Raw genomic sequence first — 17,241 nt, forward strand, 5'->3', positions numbered from 1 at the left:
ATCCCTATCCTTTTTTTGCTTTACCTTCTCTGAGCATTTCAGGATAACCCATATCTCTGCTGAGTGCGCTGATGGCCATGGTGATACGCTTCACTTTTGTTTCTTCTGTTTTAGCACTTTCAATCCATTTGCTAAAGTATTTTTTGTGAGAGCCTGTCAATGTTTTAAAATATTTCATTGCTTTAGCGTCATCTTCCAAACAAGTCATGAAATCTTCATCAAACTTAAATGCTGCTTTATCTACAGCAATGGATACCATTACTTGAGCGCCTTCTTTTTTTCCAAGGGCTTTTCTTAGCGTTGCATTAATAGGGATGATGAAATTTCCATTACCTATCGGAATTAACGCGACCTGCTTTATGGTATGCTTATCTAATTTACCCTTAACCCGAAAAGATTTTTTATTGCCGGCCACTAATTGTTCAGCAACGTCAGCGGGCACATCAATGTATGTCCAACCGGTTTTCTCACCGTTCTTTGCAAATTTCAGTATGGTGGTTTTGTATTCAACCATGCTTATTCCATAAAATTGATGAATGTGCTAAACTTTTGTAAAACGTTTTTCTAAAGAAGCTTGTAGTTTAAACCCAGCCCAACCACAGAGTATACCAATAGTACCACCTACCAATATATCGCCCGGGTAGTGTACGCCTAAGTAAATTCTTGTATACGTCATAAACACAGCCCATACAAACAGATAAATAATCCAGCGATATTTATTTTTGAAAAGCAGAAAAAAGAATGTGGCAGTGCCTAAAGTATTGGCTGCATGTCCGGATGAAAAACCATACTTACCACCCTTGTAGTTATTAACATGGTGCAGCAGGCCTTCCAGACCTGGCTCTCGCGAGGGACGTAATCTTTCAAAAAATGGTTTCATAAAACCACTGGTAATCTGATCAGCTAACAAAATGGTAATAGCAATGCCAATAACAGGTATCCAACTTTTCTTTTTGTAATTGATAATGATCAGGTAAAGCAGGAAGAGATAAAGGGGCAACCAAAAGAATGTTTTAGTAGTCCAAAACATAATAGGATCAAGCCAGGGTGCATGAAAACTGTTTAAAAAAATAAGCAGATCGCGGTCGAGTTCCTTGATGGTTTCCATATTATTTTTTCTGACTGAGTTCTAATTCATTGGACACGCGCATCCAGTTTGTTGCTTCATCCATACTTTCAAACACTTGATAGGTTGCACCTTGTCTATGAAGTGTGTTATTGATGCCCTCCAGGTATTTCTTAATAAGCTCATGTTTTACATCAGGTTTTACACTGGCAATTCTGCGCATACCAAACTGAATGGCTTCTGGAATTATACTCGTAAACATCCATTGCTGATCTTCTTCTGAAACGGGGCCCTGCGCAGAAATATCGGCAATGTAGTTGGGTGTGTTAAAAGCTTTTACAAATCCCAGGCTTTTTAAAAATACATCTCTATACTGTTCGCTGGTTATAGGGCCCTTCCACATGATGCCAGTGGCGTTAATACTGGCGTCAAAAAATATCTTTGCATGCGGCTCATCAGATAATATTTGTCTTTCAATATTATCCGGCTTCCGCAGATAAACGGTAAATCTCGTAAAACGGTTAAGTTCACTGGCTACTTCCACATAACCTCCCAGTGCCTCACTTTGTAATTTAACCAGGTATAAACCTATCCCTTTGCCTTCAGTATGGTAGTGAAATCTTTTGTACAGTTTGAAAAGACTTTCTTCATGCTTTTTAAGATCAATGCCTAGTCCGTTGTCTTCTACACTTAATATATAATAATCGGTATTCTGTGTTGCTTTAATGCTAATCACGGCCTTGCGTTCAGGCGCTTTATACTTTAATGCATTACTGATTAAATTGTATAAAATACTGTGAACCATGGGACGTACTGAATACACGTGAGGGCATCCGTCAAGTGAAATATCCAGGATACTTTGATCAGGATTTAACTCTTTCTTGAGAACGTTCTGAATGAGAAATAATTCGTCCTCCAGAGCAATCTTCTGTCTGATCTTAAAAATGTCATTTCGGATATCAATTATCTTATTTAAATCTTTTACAATCCCATCAAGCCTTTGGGCAGAGTCAAGAATATGATTGGCGATGGTAAGATTTTCTCCGCTAAGTGATTTCTGATCAAAGAGACTGACCAATCCTAACAAACTAGCCAAAGGCCCACGCAAATTATGGGAGATTGTGTAAGAAAATTGTCTTAGTTCATTATTGTATTTGATCAATTCTGCATTTGCTTCTGATAAATCCTGGTTTTTTTCTACCAGTTCAGATTGCAGATTTTTATTATGATTTGAGAGCAGTTCCTTTTGTTCTTCAATCACACGATTTGCTGCCAGTAATTCCTCTTGATTGATTGCCAGTTTTTCACTTTGTGCCAGCAGCTCCTGATGCTGCGCCTCTATTTCATTATTTTTAAAAATAAGTTCTTCATTACTTTTGCGGACATCATCCAACAGCCTTAAATTTTTACGATCTGCCCGCTCAAGATTTATTTTTAAAAAAAGCACAGATCCCAACAAGACAAAATAGGTGACACCAATTACAACATTAGCAAAACTATAGGTTTGCAAATCAATCCCCTGCGCTTTGTAGCCTACACCAAAAGCATTGTGTAAAGGATCATGCGAGATTAATAATGTAAAATTGAGTATTAGACAGCAGAAGAGATAAAACTTTTCTCTTGTAGAGAATAGAACGGCTGGTAAGATAGAGGCACCAAGTATTATGAAGCGAAATGTAAAATAATCTAGATCAATTTGTTGGTCGTAATAAAGATTTTTGGAGTATAAAGAAAGCGCCATTGTTGAAAATGGAACAAACAAGCTTGTGCCTATTCTGCTTAGGTTGTTATAATGAAGTGCATTTAAAAATATAAAAAGAATCCCCAGACCCCCAATGGCTGGAATCAAATAGCGAAGGGTATTGGGTGGGTAATAGATCCAGTAAAAAATGCTGAGGAAAAGGCCTAAACCAAATAAGATTAGGTTAATCTGATTACAAAGTAAAATTCCTCTTCGTTCGGAAGCTGATTTGCCGTCTTTTATTCCGGCATTGACCAAAGCACGAATGAGGGATCTCACATTTACAATTTTAGCAATATCAAAAATAGTTAAATAATGATGCTCTTTTGGCATATTTGCGCCATGTTATTTCAACAAGCTCCTCATTCTTTATTCATGGTCAGGCCAGCCAACTTTGGCTTTAATGAACAAACAGCTTCTACCAATTCTTTTCAACGATCTGCAGAAGTTGACCAGGTTAATATACACCGTATGGCATTGAAGGAGTTTGATGCCATGGTTGACCTTTTGAAAGAAAACAATATTGAATTAGTGGTATTTGAGGATACCAAAGATCCAATAAAGCCGGATGCGATTTTTCCTAACAATTGGATGAGTGTGCATGAGGATGGCAAATTACTTTTATACCCCATGCTTGCGCAAAACAGAAGGCAGGAAAGAAGACCGGAGTTTGTACAAATGCTCAGAGATAAGTTTGCTATCAAGGACATTATTGATTTCTCTGCAGAAGAGCGAAATAAAAAAATAGTAGAAGGTACCGGAAGTTTGGTATTCGACCACGTCAATAAAATCGCCTATGCCTCAAGGTCAGAACGAACAAACGAAGGCTTAGCTCGCGAGATTTCACAACGCCTTGGCTATGTACTCATCATTTTCGATGCAGTAGACCAGCAAGGGAAGTCCATTTACCACACGAATGTGCTGATGTGTGTGGGAGAAAAATTTGTGGTGCTTTGTCTGGATGCGATTCGAAAAGATGAGGATCAGGAGTTGGTACTTAGCTCTTTTGCAAATACTGGGCATAAAGTAGTGGCCATCAGCTATGCCCAGATGGAATCTTTTGCTGGTAACATGTTGGAAGTTAAGAGTAAAAAAGGAGAACCTTTTGTATTACTTTCTCAACAAGCCTTTAATACGCTAATTCCAGGGCAAATTGATGCGATTACCCAATTTGCGGATTTATTACCGATTAATATTCAAACCATTGAAACACACGGTGGCGGCAGTGTGCGTTGCATGGTAGGGGGCATTCATGCCCCAAAAAAGTGAGTGAAAAACCTTTTCGTCCTTCATGCCTATTCGTAACTTAGGGCTGAAACGTCTAAGGTTTTAGTCTATGGAAAAATTTGACCTGGTTGTGATTGGAGCCGGCCCCTCAGGCTACGCAGCCGCCATGCGTGCTCTCGATTTTAAGAAAAAAGTTTTGCTGGTAGAAAAAAACAGGGTAGGTGGTGCCGGGGTTACTAACGGTGCGCTATCCTCTAAAACCTGGTGGGAATTGTCTCGCGAGACGGCATCATTCCGCAAAAACTTGAAACGTTTTAACCTGCAGGCACCCAGTATCAATTACAAAGAAATTCAGGAGGAGGTGCAGCGCGCAGTAGAAGAGCGCAAGTCTATGTTAGACGAACACATGGATACGTTGCGTAACATGAATGGCCGAACCTTGCTATCTTTTAAAGAAGGCAACGCCAGACTCATCAGTCAGCATGAAATAGAAATCACACGCGGGCATGTCAAAGAAGTTGTCTATGCCGAATATATCATATTGGCCACTGGCAGCCGACCACGCTATTTACCTGAGCTGCCCATTGACGAAAAAATTGTTTTAACCAGCGAGGGTATTGAAAAATTAAATGACTTCCCTGAAAGCATGGTGATTGTCGGTGCCGGTGTTATTGGTTGCGAGTATGCTACCATTTTCTCTGGCTTTGGTAAAACCAAAGTTCACCTCATTGACAAAGGCGACAGAATACTGCCCTTTGAAGATGATGATGTTGTGAAAGTCATTGAAAGAAATATGGAGAACAGTGGTGTATTAATTCACCGCAACTCCAGACTGGTGCGCATGGAGATTAAGCATGGTCGTGTAGAGTATGAGTTGGAATATAACGACAGCAGCAAAGAAGTATTTAATGTTGAAAAAGCCCTTGTGTCGGTAGGTCGTGTACCCAACCTGGAAGATTTGTGGGACGATAAAGTGGGCATCAATATCAGCAAGCGTGGTATTGAAGATAACGATACACAGACCAATGTCAGCAATATTTTTGCGGTTGGCGATTTAACTGCCGACATATCCCTCGTGAATGTGGGAGAACTGGAAGGGCGTTATGCAGTAGAACGCATCTTTGGTAAGCCAGACCGCAAACTCGTTTACGAAAATATAAGCACCATTATGTTTTTGAGTCCTGAGGTAGCCGGGGTAGGGCTTAATGAAGTACAGGCACGTGAAAAGGGCATCGATTATAAAGTAGTAACCCTCGATTACAGTTGTATACCCAGAGCCATTGCTAAACGCAATACACAAGGTTTTATCAAACTTTTAGTAACCCATGATGAGCATATGAAGATACTCGGCATGAAGGTTGTTGGAAATCACGCATCCAGCGCTATACAGGCAGTGGCTTTATTAATTTCGATGGATAAGGGAATTGAAGAGTTGGCAGAATGTGTACACCCACACCCATCAATAACGGAGGGTATACAAGAATGTGTGCGCATGTTGCTGGGTAACTCTACTTTTAAACCCAGTGCATTGCGTAGCCGCTTATCTTGCAGAACAAGTATTAAAGGACAGTATGCAGATATTGACTTTTAGGTTGATTTGTTGATGTGCTGATGTGTAGATTCGTTGATGAGGTAATTCGTTGATTGATTTGATAATTTTAAGATTTGAAAATTTGAAGATTAAAGATCGCGTCATTGCGAGGAATGAAGCGTAGGGTATGGGTGGGATGGCGAAGCAATCTGTATTGATGTGCTGATATGCTGATTTGTTAATTTGGAGATGGGATGATAAATTTTTGAATTTGGAGATTTGAGAATTTGAAATTAGTAACCGTCTCCGCAGGGACGATGATTTAGTAAATTTAGTTAATACCCAATTCCTTGATTTTACGTATAAGAAATAAGTATATGCGACCCACCCTCATCTTCCTGACCCTGTTTATCAGCACAAATGTGTTAGCGCAACGAACAGGCACCAAGCGTTTCCAGCATGAACAGGTAAGTTTTGAGGACATGATCCATCGCTACCTGCACCGCGATGGTACCGCGGCACAACCGGTGGAAGGTATTTATTCAGTCTCTTGTGTAATTACCAAAACCAAAAGACATTGGCTTACCGGAAAGCAGATTTCACGTACCGTAGAACAAAAGGATAATTATGCCAGGGTAGCCATCATCAAAGAAACGATGGACAGCAAGCGCGATTTTATGGAGGTATCCATGAGTAACCGCGATGCCAGTAAGTATCCCGTTGTAGGAGAGTTGTCTGAATTTGCCGATGGAGCAGGTTTTAAATACATTCACCGGGAACCTGACGGAAGCATTTTCACCTTTTCTATGCTGTTAACCCATTCAGACTTATTAGAAGGGCAATTTGTAGTAAGCAAACGCAAGCAACTGATCACAACACGTTTATCTTATTTCAAGCTCTTTCCTAAAGTTGATTCTGACCCCTTTGTTTTCAAACGGTAGCGCTAGGCAAATTTCTTAATCTACATCAAGCGCTGATAAAAAGCTTTGTCGCAATTTGCAGGAGAAATTTGTATGCTCATGCGAAAGATAAAAGCACTTCATAAAGCACGTTACACGCCCATTGCTGACTTAGTAACCTATAATGCATTGCCTGCGCCCTCCTTACCGCAGATTGATCCCTTCCTGTTTTTAAATCATCATGGTCCTCAGGTGTATAAACCTAACAATAATGGCTTGCCCTTTGGCCCGCATCCACACAGGGGCATGGAGACTGTTACTTTTATCATTGAAGGCGATATCATGCACCAGGATTCTGCCGGACACGAAAGTGTGATTGAAGCAGGAGGTGTACAGTGGATGACCGCGGGGCGTGGTTTAATTCATGCAGAGGTATCCTCGTCAAAGTTTAAGAAAGAAGGTGGCCCCTTAGAGATCTTGCAATTGTGGCTCAACCTTCCGGCAAAACATAAAATGACAACACCAAAATACATAGGTCTGCAGAAGCATGAAATACCAGTTGTACAGTTGGGAAGGGAAGTGCAGGCACAATCCATTGCGGGTTCGTGGCAAGAGGAGAAACCGGCTTTTGAAACCATCAGTGATGTTACTATTTCAACTTTATATTTGAAAAAAGGTAGTTCCTTATCTCTTAAGGTAGCAGCTGAAAGAAATATATTTTTTTACATGATACGTGGGGAGGTAATTATTAATGAAGCAAAAGCCGCCATGTTGCGATTAGTTGAGTTTAGTAATGAGGGAGAAGATTTGACGATTGAAGCTTTAACGGACTCAATTATTTTATTTGGACACGCAGTCCCGTTCAATGAGCCCTTAGTGGCACATGGCCCTTTTGTGATGAACACCATGGAGGAAATTCAGCAAGCTTATGCCGATTATCAGGCAGGGAAGTTTGGAAGCTAACTGATGTGCTGATTTGTTGATGAGTTAATTCTTTGATTGATTTGAGGATTTGAAGATTTGAGAATTTGAAAAATGAATAACACGTCATTCCGTCCAATCATCATCTCCGCAGGGACGATGATTTATTAATTCTACCTTCTACCTTCTACCTTCTATCTTCTAAATTCTAAATTCTCTTACTCAAACGTAATCTCCACTCTTCTATTCAACGCACGTCCTGCATCGCTATCATTCCCTGCTACAGGCTGTCCGCTACCAAAACCTTCGGTAATCAAGGCAGTGGCAGCAATACCTTTCGATTTCAAATACGCTGCAACCGACATCGCCCTGTTTTGTGATAGCGTAATGTTGAATGATTTATTACCAATGTTATCTGTATGCCCTGTGATTTTTGCTTTTAAAGAAGGATTGGCCTTCATGGCGGCTACCACTTTATCCAGTTCAGCATAAGAACTTGTTTTCAGGCTTGCCTTAGCAAAGTCGAAGAGAATGTTACGCAATACAAGTGCTTTACCTTTTACAACATTATTGGCATTGAAATACTCCACTTTTTTGTTTTCACTTTTATAAAAAAAGTTCTGACTAAAAGTAGGCAAGCCCAGGGTAGAAAGTTTTCCTTTTAACTCAACAGCCTGTTGATTAAATCCGCAATCAATACCCTGTTGATTTGGGTTTTCAATAACACCAAGATAAGGGGTTTTATATACGGTGAAATAAATTTTGCCATCAACGGCTACCTGCAAAGCGCCAACCCAGGCAGAAGGATTAGTTTTACCAATACGCACACCACTGGCACGAATAGCCTCTTCAGATCCTGCCTGTAAATTGTATTGAAAAATTTCACCTGTTCCGGCTGCCGATACATAAAGTAAGGAACCATCTGGTGAAAACTCTATACCATATACATATGATCCACTTGGTAAAGACATACTGATCGGTTTTGATACTTTGCCACTCTCGTTATCGAAGTCGAATACTTCAATTACGTTACTTTCTTCAAGTGCTAAAGCCAGGTTGGTGCCATCAGGATTTACTTTCATATAGCCTTGTGTGTTCAGCGTACTGCCCTGGTGAATAGAACCTGCGTTAGAGAGTACAGGTGTTGTGTCAAGACATTGCGCTGTTATTTTAAAGGCAACGAATACATCGTTATTCCATTCGTGTAGTAATATCCAATAATCTTTACCATTGCGGTGGAGGGTAGAGGTAAGTTTTTCTGTGACGGGATTGCGCAGTTTAATATTTTTTTGCGTGGCGATAACATCGCCTCGTCCGCTGTCTAATTGCATATCGACCATGGAATATCGAAACCCTGAAGAGTCGGCAATGGCAGGAACGGTAAATAGAAAAAATAAATTTGCATTACCAGGATGTTGAATAACCACGCCTGATGAAGTACTGGAAGGCGAGCCCACCAAACCTTTTCCGTTGGGCATGAACTTGTGTTGTTTGTTCCAGACAGAAACACCATCTGTATAAAATTGAAGTTTTCCTTTACTATCACTAATGGTCACACAACCTTCTTCCGTATTTAATTGCCCGTCAGTAAGGGCGACTGGTTTTCCTGATGAAAAATCAACACCCGCATTTTGCCCGAAGTACCAAATACCAGCAGGGCTTTGGGCATGACAGTAACAACTAAATACGAGCAACACGGCACTAAGAAAGCCTTTCATAGACAGAGATTATGCTTTCAAATTAGTTGAATGTGAAGGTTCAAGCTAACAGATGTCCATCTATTTAAGCAAAATACCGTCTATTGGGTATACATTTATACCCGCAGGCAGGCACTTTTTTTATATGCCCACTGTTTTTACTTTCATATTCACGACTGAATAGTCAGCTGAAGAAAATGAATAGAAACACTTTTTTAAAACTGACAGCCGTTCTTGGCTTTGCAGGTATACGTATGAAAGCACAAGCCCTCACAACACTCGAACAATCGCTGGTAAGCAGCGAGCAAATGCCACTTTTATTTTTAGGTCATGGCAGCCCGATGAATGCCATTGAAGAAAATGAATTTGTAGCAGGTTTCCGTTCTGTCAGTAAAAGTATTCCTAAACCCCAAGCTATTTTGGTTATTTCAGCGCACTGGGAAACAAAGGGTACACTAGTCACTGCCATGGAAAAACCCAGAACGATTCACGACTTTGGTGGTTTTCCGAAAGCTTTGTATGAAGTGCAATATCCAGCACCAGGTAGTCCTTCACTCGCAGCCGAAGCAAAAGCCTTGATACAAAGCACCGATGTTGAATTCGACCATAAATGGGGTCTGGATCATGGCGCCTGGAGTGTGGTGAAACATTTGTACCCCAATGCAGATGTGCCCGTGGTACAAATGAGTTTAGATTATACCAAGGGTCCGCAGTATCATTATGAATTGGCAAAGGAATTATCAGCACTTCGTAAAAAGGGCGTGTTGATTATTGGCAGCGGTAATATGGTGCATAACCTGCGCATGGTTGCCTGGGATAAATTCAACGTAGATAATTATGCTTACGACTGGGCACAGGAGGCGCGTACCAAAATGAGTGAGTACATATTAGATGGTAATCACAAGCCGTTGATTAACTATGCTGCACAAGGTAGAGCATTTGAATTAGCCATTCCTTCACCAGATCATTACCTGCCTTTATTGTATGTACTGGGTTTAAAAGGACAGAAAGAAGAAGTCTCTCTATTCAACGACAAAGCCCAGGCAGGCTCGCTTACCATGACTTCGGTAAAAATTGCTTAAGTGCAATTTCAAATTTCAGATTTAAAATTTAAAATTAAAGTATTGAATATCAGTGCTTTATAAAAATAACTGCAATTACGAATAATATTGTGTAACTATATTAACTGCAATTACGAATAATACCTAGGTTATGAAGAAAACAAAACTTGGCGAGTTTGAAGAATTGGTACTGCTGGCCGTAGCCGCTTTACAACAGGAGGCCTATGGGGTGGAGATTAAGCGCGAGCTTGAATCCAGATTGAAAGAGAAACTCAGTGTAGGGTCAATACAATCTGCATTAAAACGAATGGAAGAGAAGGGTTTTCTTACTTCTGAATTTGGGGAGGCTACCCAAAAAAGAGGAGGGAAGCGTAAGCGTATTTATTACACTACTTCCTATGCACGAAAAGTATTGGAAGAAATGAAAGAAATCAGGGCAGGGTTGTGGGAGTCAATTCCATCGCTGGCACATGAGCTCCGCATGATATGAGTGAGTCCACTAACGTACACCCACCAGCATGGCCTTTAAAATTTCTGAGGTTCTTTCTGAACTCAGCATACCTTGAAGAAATTGAGGGTGATCTGGAAGAATTATTTCAGGAAAATATTGAACAGTATCCCCTCAGTAAAGCAAGAAGATTGTATGCCTATGAAACACTCAAACTCATCAGACCGAATCTTCTAAAAAAATTTATGCAACCGGTCAACTTTAACCACTACCCTATGTATAAAAATTATATAAAAATTGCCTGGAGAAATCTGCTGAAAAAGAAGGCTTACTCCTTCATCAACATATCTGGGCTTGGACTAGGTATAGCATCATGCTTTTTGATTTTTCTTTTTGTGCAGCACGAGCTGTCATATGATAATTACCATGAGAAGGGTGAAAGAATTTACCGCATTACGCATGGATCAAAATCAACCGGAGATGCAGCAAAAGATGCTCAGGCAAATCCGTTTTGGGTTTGGGGCAATGCACCGGTGGGGCCTGCACTGAAAGATTACTTTCCCGAAATTGACAAGGTTGTTCAGTTTTCCGGAAGGTCAGACATCTTGCTTACGCATGGCGACAAGGCTTATCAGGAAGATGGCGTTTTCTTTATTGACTCAACCGCTTTTGATGTATTCGATTGGAAGTTTATAGCAGGCGATGCTCAAACAGCACTTGCTGCTCCTTACAGTATTGTGTTGACTCAATCGGCTGCTAAAAAATATTTTGGAAACGAGGAGGCTTATGGAAAGGTGCTTAAAGGAAGCGAGTCTGCCGGAAGATCAGATGCCGGTGATTATGTAGTAACCGGAGTGATAGAAGATATACCGAACAACTCTCATTTTCGTTTCAACGTGTTGATCTCCCTGAATACTTTTAGAAAATCACGTCCTGATATTTTCGAAGAGTGGGGTTATGTTGATTTCTACACCTACTTTTTAGCAAATGAACAATTCAATGCAGAATCTTTTCAACAGAAAATCCCGGATTTCATAAAGAAGAATTTAGGAGATTCAGATTCGAAGTATACCATTGCTCTTGAGTCGCTCAAAGATGTTTACCTGAGAACCAATGCACACAGACAGCCGGGTGAAACAGGAAGTCTTTCAAACATCTATATATTCTCAATCATTGGACTTTTCATTTTGATCATCGCCATGATCAACTTTATGAATCTTTCTACAGCGCGATCTATGGAGAGAGCCAAAGAAGTAGGCATCAGAAAATCTATTGGTGCTGCCCAGGGCAGTTTGGTTCTGCAGTTTCTGGGTGAATCTATACTTATTGTTTTTTTAGCCATGATATTGGCTGCAGGTGTAGTGGTTGTTGCATTACCTTTTATGAGCGGACTAACAGGTAAAGAATTTACACTCACACCACTTTTAACCTGGCAAGCACCCCTTCTTGCATTTACATTAATTATTATCATAGGCATACTGGCAGGTTTTTATCCCGCCTTTGTATTATCCGGATTTAAACCTGTGGCTGTTCTAAAAGGAATTATGCACAACAGTGGTGGTGGAGGATACCTGAGACGCGCATTAGTCGTTTTTCAATTTAGTCTCTCCATTGCATTGATTACAGGAACCATCATTGTTTATACGCAAATGGATCATTTGCAGAATAGAGATTTAGGTTTTGACAAAGAGCAAATGCTGATTGTCGATTACAATTATGATGAAATAGTTAATTATTATTCTGAATCTTTAAAAAATACACTAGAGGCTAGTCAGGCCATTTCATCTGTAGCATTTTCAAGAAGTGTACCAGGCAGTTACTTTCCAAATGCAGGTACTACCATCGAAAATGCAGATGGCGAAATGAAAATGATGGTGCAACCCATTTTTCAGGTTGGGATTGATTTCGTTAATCATTTTAACCTGGAATTGGTAGCCGGCAGATCCTATTCAAGATTGTATCCCTCCGATTCAACCAGTGCACTTGTACTGAATGAAGCGGCTGCAAAACAATACGGATACACTAATCCTGCTGACATTGTTGGTAAAAAATTTGATCAATGGGGGAGGAAAGGAGAGGTGATAGGCGTAGTAAAAGACTTCCATTACATTTCACTTCACAGAAATATAGAGCCGCTTACACTTCCATTCGATCCCTACTCCAGTCGTTACATGTCAGTTAAAATTAATCCTGAAGACATAGACAAAACAATCACAGAGGTAAACGAAGTATGGAGTAAGCTTGTACCCCACAGACCTTTTTTGTATAGTTTTCTGGATAACGACTTTAACCAGCAATACAAAAGCGACCTGATGTTTAAGCAACTCTTTACTGTGTTTGCCTGCCTGGCCATATTTATTGCCTGTCTCGGTTTATTAGGTCTCGCTACTTACACTGCCGAATTACGCACCAAAGAAATAGGCATTCGCAAAGTACTCGGTGCAGATATGCGCGCGATTATCTTATTGCTCTCCAGTGATTTTATCAAACTGGTGTTGATTGCAATTGTTATTGCCACCCCGGTTTCCTGGTATGTAATGAAAGAATGGTTGGCCGGTTTCGCATACCGCATGGAGATGCAGCCATGGATTTTTGTAGTGGCGGGTTTCATCGCTGTTTTAATAGCCGGATTTACCATAAGTTTTCAGTCAATTAAATCGGCCGTGATGAATCCTGTTTCTTCATTGAGGAATGAATAGGTTAACAACATAAGCTTATGAAGAAAACAAAACTTGGTGAGTTTGAAGAATTGGTATTGTTGGCGGTAGCTGCTTTACAACAGGAGGCCTATGGGGTGGAAATTAAGCGCGAGCTTGAATCCAGACTGAAAGAGAAACTCAGTGTAGGGTCAGTACAATCTGCCCTGAAGCGAATGGAGGAGAAAGGTTTTCTTACCTCTGAATTTGGAGATGCCACACAAAAAAGAGGCGGGAAGAGGAAGCGGATATACACTATAACCTCTTACGCCCACAAAGTTTTAAAGGAGATGAAAGATATCAGAGCCGGGTTATGGGAAGCCATGCCTGCGTTGGCACACCAACTGAAGATGATATGAGTCAGCCAAAGGATATAACACCGCCAAGGCTTCCCTTGCGACTCTTGCGTTTTTTTGTAAAAGAAGATTACCTCGAAGAGATTGAAGGTGATATGGAAGAAGTCTTTTATGACAACTTGCAATGCTACACGCTAAGTAAAGCAAAGCGATTGTACTGGACAGAAATGTTCAAACTGCTCAGACCTTCGCTATTAAGAAATGCAGCCTTCCTTCAAAAAATAAACCAATACCCTATGTTTAAAAATTATTTTAAGGTTTCCATAAGAGGTTTAATGAAAAACCCATTGACTTCCTCTATCAACCTGGTTGGGCTTTCAATCGCTATTGGGTTTTCCATTTTTGTCTATGCATTTGCTAACTGGACATACAGTACAGATCAGTTTCATGAATATAAAAATAATGTCTACCTCGCCACCTTTTTTGCTAACCGCGATGGTAAACAACAACAATTTGGAGGCAGCCCCAGACCCCTGGGCGAGATGTTGCGAAATGATTTTACGCAGGTGAAAAAAGTTTGCCGCGTGGAGGATCGTCATGTTATTGTAAAGGAGGATGACCATGTTTTTCATGAGCGTATCAGGTTTGCCGATCCTGAGTTTTTAGACATGTTTACCTTCCCATTGCAATCGGGCGTTGCCAGCACCTTGAAGGATCCCAACAGCATTATCTTGAGTGAAGACATGGCACTGAAATACTTTGGTGATGAAAATCCCGTAGGTCAGCTTATGCTTGTAAAATTTGATAACAATGTAAGTAAAGAGTTTAAAGTAGGTGGTGTAGCCAAAGCTTTTCCAAAGTCCATTACCATCCAATTTGATTTCCTTATCAACTTTGAAAATTTATTAAGCGCAGAAACTGGATATAATCTGCACGACTGGAGTGCCCTGGTGAATGCAACTTTTATACAAGTTGAGAATCCTCAGGATGTAATTGCGATCCAGCAACGTATGGATAAGTACCGCAGCATTCAAAACAAAGCCGTGGAAGAAGATTGGGCCATTTCATCTTTTGGCTTTGAACCGCTGGCTACTTTGCATGAGCAGTCTGAATACATTCGCGATGATATTTCGCGAAGTACCAAGAGCAATTATTCGTCAGTGATGTATATGGTTGTGATTGGAACATTTATGCTGGCCCTGGCATGTTTCAATTTTATTAATATCGCCATCGTATCAGCCGCCAGGCGCTTAAAAGAGATTGGTGTAAGAAAATCCATTGGTGCCAATAGAGTGGCCGTTATTATTCAGTTTTTATCTGAAAATGTAGTGATGACTTTTTTCGCCTTGCTTTTTGGTCTTGTGCTTGCTTATACTTTCTTTATTCCGGGTTTCGAGTTTTTATGGGACTTTAGTATGGATTTTAGTTTCGCAGACAAGAATCTGTGGATTTACCTCCCTGTCATCTTATTATTTACGGCCATAGCCTCTGGCGCCTATCCTGCTTTTTATATTTCAAAATTTCAGGCTGTGGGTATTCTCAAAGGTGCTGTCAGGTTCGGCCAGAAAAATGTGCTTACAAAAGTATTTTTAGCGCTGCAACTGATACTCGCTTGTGTATTTATTACAGGAGCAGTCATGTTTACACAAAATAGTCGCTACATGGCCGCACGCGGTTGGGGGTATAATCAGTTTCAAACCATGTACGCTGCAATTCCCAATGCTGATGCCTTTGAACAATTGCAAGCGAAGATGGCTGAACATCCCGATGTTATTCATATTTCAGGTTCGGCACATCACCTGGGAAAGAATCACATTACGCGTGTTTTACATTTTCCGGATCGCGATTACGAAGCCAATCAGTTAAAGGTAGACGCCCGTTATTTCGAGACCATGGGTTTAACCTTAAAAGAAGGACGTGGCTTTAAAGATTTTGAAGGAAGTGATAAACAAGCCGTGGTGGTTAATGAATACTTCGTAAAAAATGCAGGATGGACAAATCCTATCGGTCAGCAATTCAGAATGGACAGCATGCAGTATGAAATCGTAGGTGTCTTGGCAGATTTTCACAGTTACAGTTTTTACAGAGAAATACAACCTACTTTTTTCACCGTGGCTGATAAAAAGGAATATCATTTTCTATCGTTGAAAGTGAGCAATGATGCAGAGCAAAAAGTTTACACTGCCATGCAGTCTAGTTGGGCACTACTGTTTCCGGAAATACCTTTTGAAGGCGGCTATCAGGAAGATGTATGGGGTTCTTACTATGGTGAGCTGGCTATTCATGGTGTGGTGTGGCGTGTTATCGCCATCCTGGCCATAACCCTGGCCAGTTTAGGTTTATATGGCTTGGTAAAACTGAATGTAGCTGGTCGCTTAAAAGAATTCAGCATTCGTAAGGTGTTGGGCGCAGAGCTGAAGCACATTGCAGTAATCATCTACAGGCAGTATACCTTGCTTTTTGTAGTGGCGCTTACCATTGGGGCACCAGTCAGCTACACCTTGATTAAGCTGATCTTTGATACCTCATACGAGTATCACATGCCGGTTGATTTCACAGGCACCACCATGGCTGTGATTATCTTAATTGTTGTATTGCTGCTCACGGTGTCCACGCAGATCAGAAGGGTGCTGAAAGCAAATTCAGTGGATGGGTTGAAGACAGAGTAGGTAATTTACTTTTGTGATAGTGAACCAAATAAAAAACCTTCTCACAGCATGAGAAGGTTTTTTATTATTCATTCAGGAGTGAACTAACTTTAGTATTCAAAAATTTAGCGATCTCAAAAAGGGTGGCAATGTTTGGTTGACTGTCGTTTGTGCACCAGCGTGATACTGTTCCTGCCCTGACTTTCAAATGATCCGCAAGTTCTTTGTTGGTCTTCTTTTTTTCTGCAAGGAGAACTTTTATTCTGTTGTATTCTCGAGGTTCAGATTTAGCCATACTTAACGGAAAGTAATTGTTTGGGTAAATCTAAGTGTTTGTAAATTAGTGAATTACATCATTTTAAAACGTAATAAATTACGTTTTAAATAATTAAAAATTATATAATTGTTATTTAATTACGTTTTATTGTTATATTTATTTAGATAATCAATATTTAAATATTTATGAAAGGAATAGATATCTCTTTAGTCGATCTTCCCGTTGAAGATAGCCTTATCCTGATTCTGATAAAAGAAGAACTTAAAAGCCATAAATTTTTTGGAGTCCTTAGAAGTGTCGGACTTGATGACGCGTACTTCCAATCAGATTTAAGTTCTGTTATTTTAAATCATGTTGGCTTAGTTGATGATACTAACGAGACCATAGATTTCTATTTTGATTTACTTGAAAGGTTTAGTGCCAGTCTTGATTTAAGCGCTGAATCAGCCAAGAGAGAGGCGATAAACATGTATCGGGAATTATTACAAGAGGTTGATAGGAGAGGACTAAGTTTGGAACAAAAAGTTTAAAATCTAGTCGAAGTTTTTGCTTGGGCAGAACCAAATTAAAAAACCTTCCCATTTTCATGAGAAGGTTTTTGTTATTCTTTAGACCAGAGTGTAGCTACATAGAATCTTTTTGTTGCCGATTTATTAAAAATTAATTCATTTGGAACAAAATTGAAAAGATAAATAATTCAAAAGGCACATACTGCTATTCTAATTTTTTTGTA

General features: G+C 40.1%; 15 protein-coding genes. 10 read left to right on the forward strand and 5 right to left on the reverse strand.

Translation table 11 applies throughout. The features are described from left to right. Window positions 1–4 precede the first annotated feature (4 nt). The 3 genes from ACO1XM_RS01960 to ACO1XM_RS01970 are packed head-to-tail and all read right to left on the reverse strand — an operon-like array spanning window position 5 to window position 3,086. Window positions 5–514 carry a YdeI/OmpD-associated family protein gene (locus ACO1XM_RS01960; protein WP_486225427.1) on the reverse strand — a complete coding sequence of 170 codons (510 nt, stop codon included), beginning with the start codon at window positions 512–514 and terminating at the stop codon, window positions 5–7. A 27-nt stretch (window positions 515–541) separates the two neighbouring features. Beyond that, window positions 542–1,108 (reverse strand): phosphatase PAP2 family protein, encoded by a 567-nt coding sequence (locus ACO1XM_RS01965; protein WP_486225428.1) that lies wholly within the window; start codon window positions 1,106–1,108, stop codon window positions 542–544. A gap of 1 nt (window position 1,109) precedes the next feature. Then, a complete protein-coding gene (locus tag ACO1XM_RS01970; RefSeq protein WP_486225429.1) occupies window positions 1,110–3,086 on the reverse strand; it encodes a sensor histidine kinase in 1,977 nt (658 codons plus the stop codon). A 36-nt stretch (window positions 3,087–3,122) separates the two neighbouring features. Between ACO1XM_RS01970 and ctlX the strand changes: the two genes are divergently transcribed. The 4 genes from ctlX to ACO1XM_RS01990 all read left to right on the forward strand — a co-directional run bounded on the left by ctlX (window position 3,123) and on the right by ACO1XM_RS01990 (window position 7,427). Then, on the forward strand, window positions 3,123–4,076 hold the full coding sequence (gene ctlX / locus ACO1XM_RS01975) for a citrulline utilization hydrolase CtlX (protein ID WP_486225430.1): 954 nt from the start codon (window positions 3,123–3,125) through the stop codon (window positions 4,074–4,076). 67 nt (window positions 4,077–4,143) lie between these two features. Then, window positions 4,144–5,625 (forward strand): dihydrolipoyl dehydrogenase family protein, encoded by a 1,482-nt coding sequence (locus ACO1XM_RS01980; protein WP_486225431.1) that lies wholly within the window; start codon window positions 4,144–4,146, stop codon window positions 5,623–5,625. 317 nt (window positions 5,626–5,942) lie between these two features. Beyond that, a complete protein-coding gene (locus ACO1XM_RS01985) occupies window positions 5,943–6,506 on the forward strand; it encodes a hypothetical protein (protein ID WP_486225432.1) in 564 nt (187 codons plus the stop codon). A gap of 78 nt (window positions 6,507–6,584) precedes the next feature. Continuing rightward, window positions 6,585–7,427: a pirin family protein gene (locus ACO1XM_RS01990; protein WP_486225433.1), complete on the forward strand. Its 843-nt coding sequence runs from the start codon at window positions 6,585–6,587 to the stop codon at window positions 7,425–7,427. A 176-nt stretch (window positions 7,428–7,603) separates the two neighbouring features. Here ACO1XM_RS01990 and ACO1XM_RS01995 read toward each other — a convergent pair whose 3' ends face one another. Continuing rightward, a complete protein-coding gene (locus tag ACO1XM_RS01995) occupies window positions 7,604–9,103 on the reverse strand; it encodes an OmpA family protein (protein ID WP_486225434.1) in 1,500 nt (499 codons plus the stop codon). 233 nt (window positions 9,104–9,336) lie between these two features. On the opposite strand from ACO1XM_RS01995, the gene ygiD reads away from it, so the two are divergent. From ygiD to ACO1XM_RS02020, 5 genes are all read left to right on the forward strand, one after another. Continuing rightward, window positions 9,337–10,164, forward strand: a complete 828-nt coding sequence (ygiD, locus tag ACO1XM_RS02000) for a 4,5-DOPA-extradiol-dioxygenase (protein WP_486226527.1) — start codon at window positions 9,337–9,339, stop codon at window positions 10,162–10,164. A 130-nt stretch (window positions 10,165–10,294) separates the two neighbouring features. Then, window positions 10,295–10,633, forward strand: coding sequence for a PadR family transcriptional regulator (locus ACO1XM_RS02005; protein ID WP_486225435.1), 339 nt, complete (start codon window positions 10,295–10,297; stop codon window positions 10,631–10,633). Further along, window positions 10,630–13,290: an ABC transporter permease gene (locus ACO1XM_RS02010; protein ID WP_486225436.1), complete on the forward strand. Its 2,661-nt coding sequence runs from the start codon at window positions 10,630–10,632 to the stop codon at window positions 13,288–13,290. The genes ACO1XM_RS02005 and ACO1XM_RS02010 overlap by 4 nt, the downstream gene beginning before the upstream one ends. A gap of 17 nt (window positions 13,291–13,307) precedes the next feature. After that, a complete protein-coding gene (locus ACO1XM_RS02015; RefSeq protein ID WP_486225437.1) occupies window positions 13,308–13,646 on the forward strand; it encodes a PadR family transcriptional regulator in 339 nt (112 codons plus the stop codon). Beyond that, window positions 13,643–16,252 (forward strand): ABC transporter permease, encoded by a 2,610-nt coding sequence (locus ACO1XM_RS02020; protein WP_486225438.1) that lies wholly within the window; start codon window positions 13,643–13,645, stop codon window positions 16,250–16,252. The genes ACO1XM_RS02015 and ACO1XM_RS02020 overlap by 4 nt, the downstream gene beginning before the upstream one ends. A 64-nt stretch (window positions 16,253–16,316) precedes the next feature. Here the strand turns inward: ACO1XM_RS02020 and ACO1XM_RS02025 are convergent, their stop codons facing one another. After that, window positions 16,317–16,526 (reverse strand): helix-turn-helix transcriptional regulator, encoded by a 210-nt coding sequence (locus tag ACO1XM_RS02025; protein WP_486225439.1) that lies wholly within the window; start codon window positions 16,524–16,526, stop codon window positions 16,317–16,319. 167 nt (window positions 16,527–16,693) lie between these two features. Here ACO1XM_RS02025 and ACO1XM_RS02030 point away from each other — a divergent pair, with 167 nt between their 5' ends. Further along, the gene (locus ACO1XM_RS02030) at window positions 16,694–17,038 is read left to right on the forward strand and encodes a hypothetical protein (RefSeq protein WP_486225440.1); all 345 of its coding nucleotides are present in this window, start codon (window positions 16,694–16,696) and stop codon (window positions 17,036–17,038) included. Window positions 17,039–17,241 lie beyond the last annotated feature (203 nt).

Source organism: Chryseotalea sp. (assembly GCF_057350905.1).

Bases quoted from the DNA above. Each gene is read 5' to 3' on its own strand.
- ACO1XM_RS02025 (WP_486225439.1), bottom strand. From the start codon at position 16,526: ATGGCTAAATCTGAACCTCGAGAATACAACAGAATAAAAGTTCTCCTT.
- ctlX (WP_486225430.1), top strand. From the start codon at position 3,123: ATGATGCTCTTTTGGCATATTTGCGCCATGTTATTTCAACAAGCTCCT.
- ACO1XM_RS01960 (WP_486225427.1), bottom strand. From the start codon at position 514: ATGGTTGAATACAAAACCACCATACTGAAATTTGCAAAGAACGGTGAG.
- ACO1XM_RS02005 (WP_486225435.1), top strand. From the start codon at position 10,295: ATGAAGAAAACAAAACTTGGCGAGTTTGAAGAATTGGTACTGCTGGCC.
- ACO1XM_RS01965 (WP_486225428.1), bottom strand. From the start codon at position 1,108: ATGGAAACCATCAAGGAACTCGACCGCGATCTGCTTATTTTTTTAAAC.
- ACO1XM_RS02020 (WP_486225438.1), top strand. From the start codon at position 13,643: ATGAGTCAGCCAAAGGATATAACACCGCCAAGGCTTCCCTTGCGACTC.
- ACO1XM_RS01990 (WP_486225433.1), top strand. From the start codon at position 6,585: ATGCGAAAGATAAAAGCACTTCATAAAGCACGTTACACGCCCATTGCT.
- ACO1XM_RS01995 (WP_486225434.1), bottom strand. From the start codon at position 9,103: ATGAAAGGCTTTCTTAGTGCCGTGTTGCTCGTATTTAGTTGTTACTGT.
- ACO1XM_RS02030 (WP_486225440.1), top strand. From the start codon at position 16,694: ATGAAAGGAATAGATATCTCTTTAGTCGATCTTCCCGTTGAAGATAGC.
- ACO1XM_RS02015 (WP_486225437.1), top strand. From the start codon at position 13,308: ATGAAGAAAACAAAACTTGGTGAGTTTGAAGAATTGGTATTGTTGGCG.
- ACO1XM_RS01980 (WP_486225431.1), top strand. From the start codon at position 4,144: ATGGAAAAATTTGACCTGGTTGTGATTGGAGCCGGCCCCTCAGGCTAC.
- ACO1XM_RS02010 (WP_486225436.1), top strand. From the start codon at position 10,630: ATGAGTGAGTCCACTAACGTACACCCACCAGCATGGCCTTTAAAATTT.
- ACO1XM_RS01985 (WP_486225432.1), top strand. From the start codon at position 5,943: ATGCGACCCACCCTCATCTTCCTGACCCTGTTTATCAGCACAAATGTG.
- ygiD (WP_486226527.1), top strand. From the start codon at position 9,337: ATGAAAGCACAAGCCCTCACAACACTCGAACAATCGCTGGTAAGCAGC.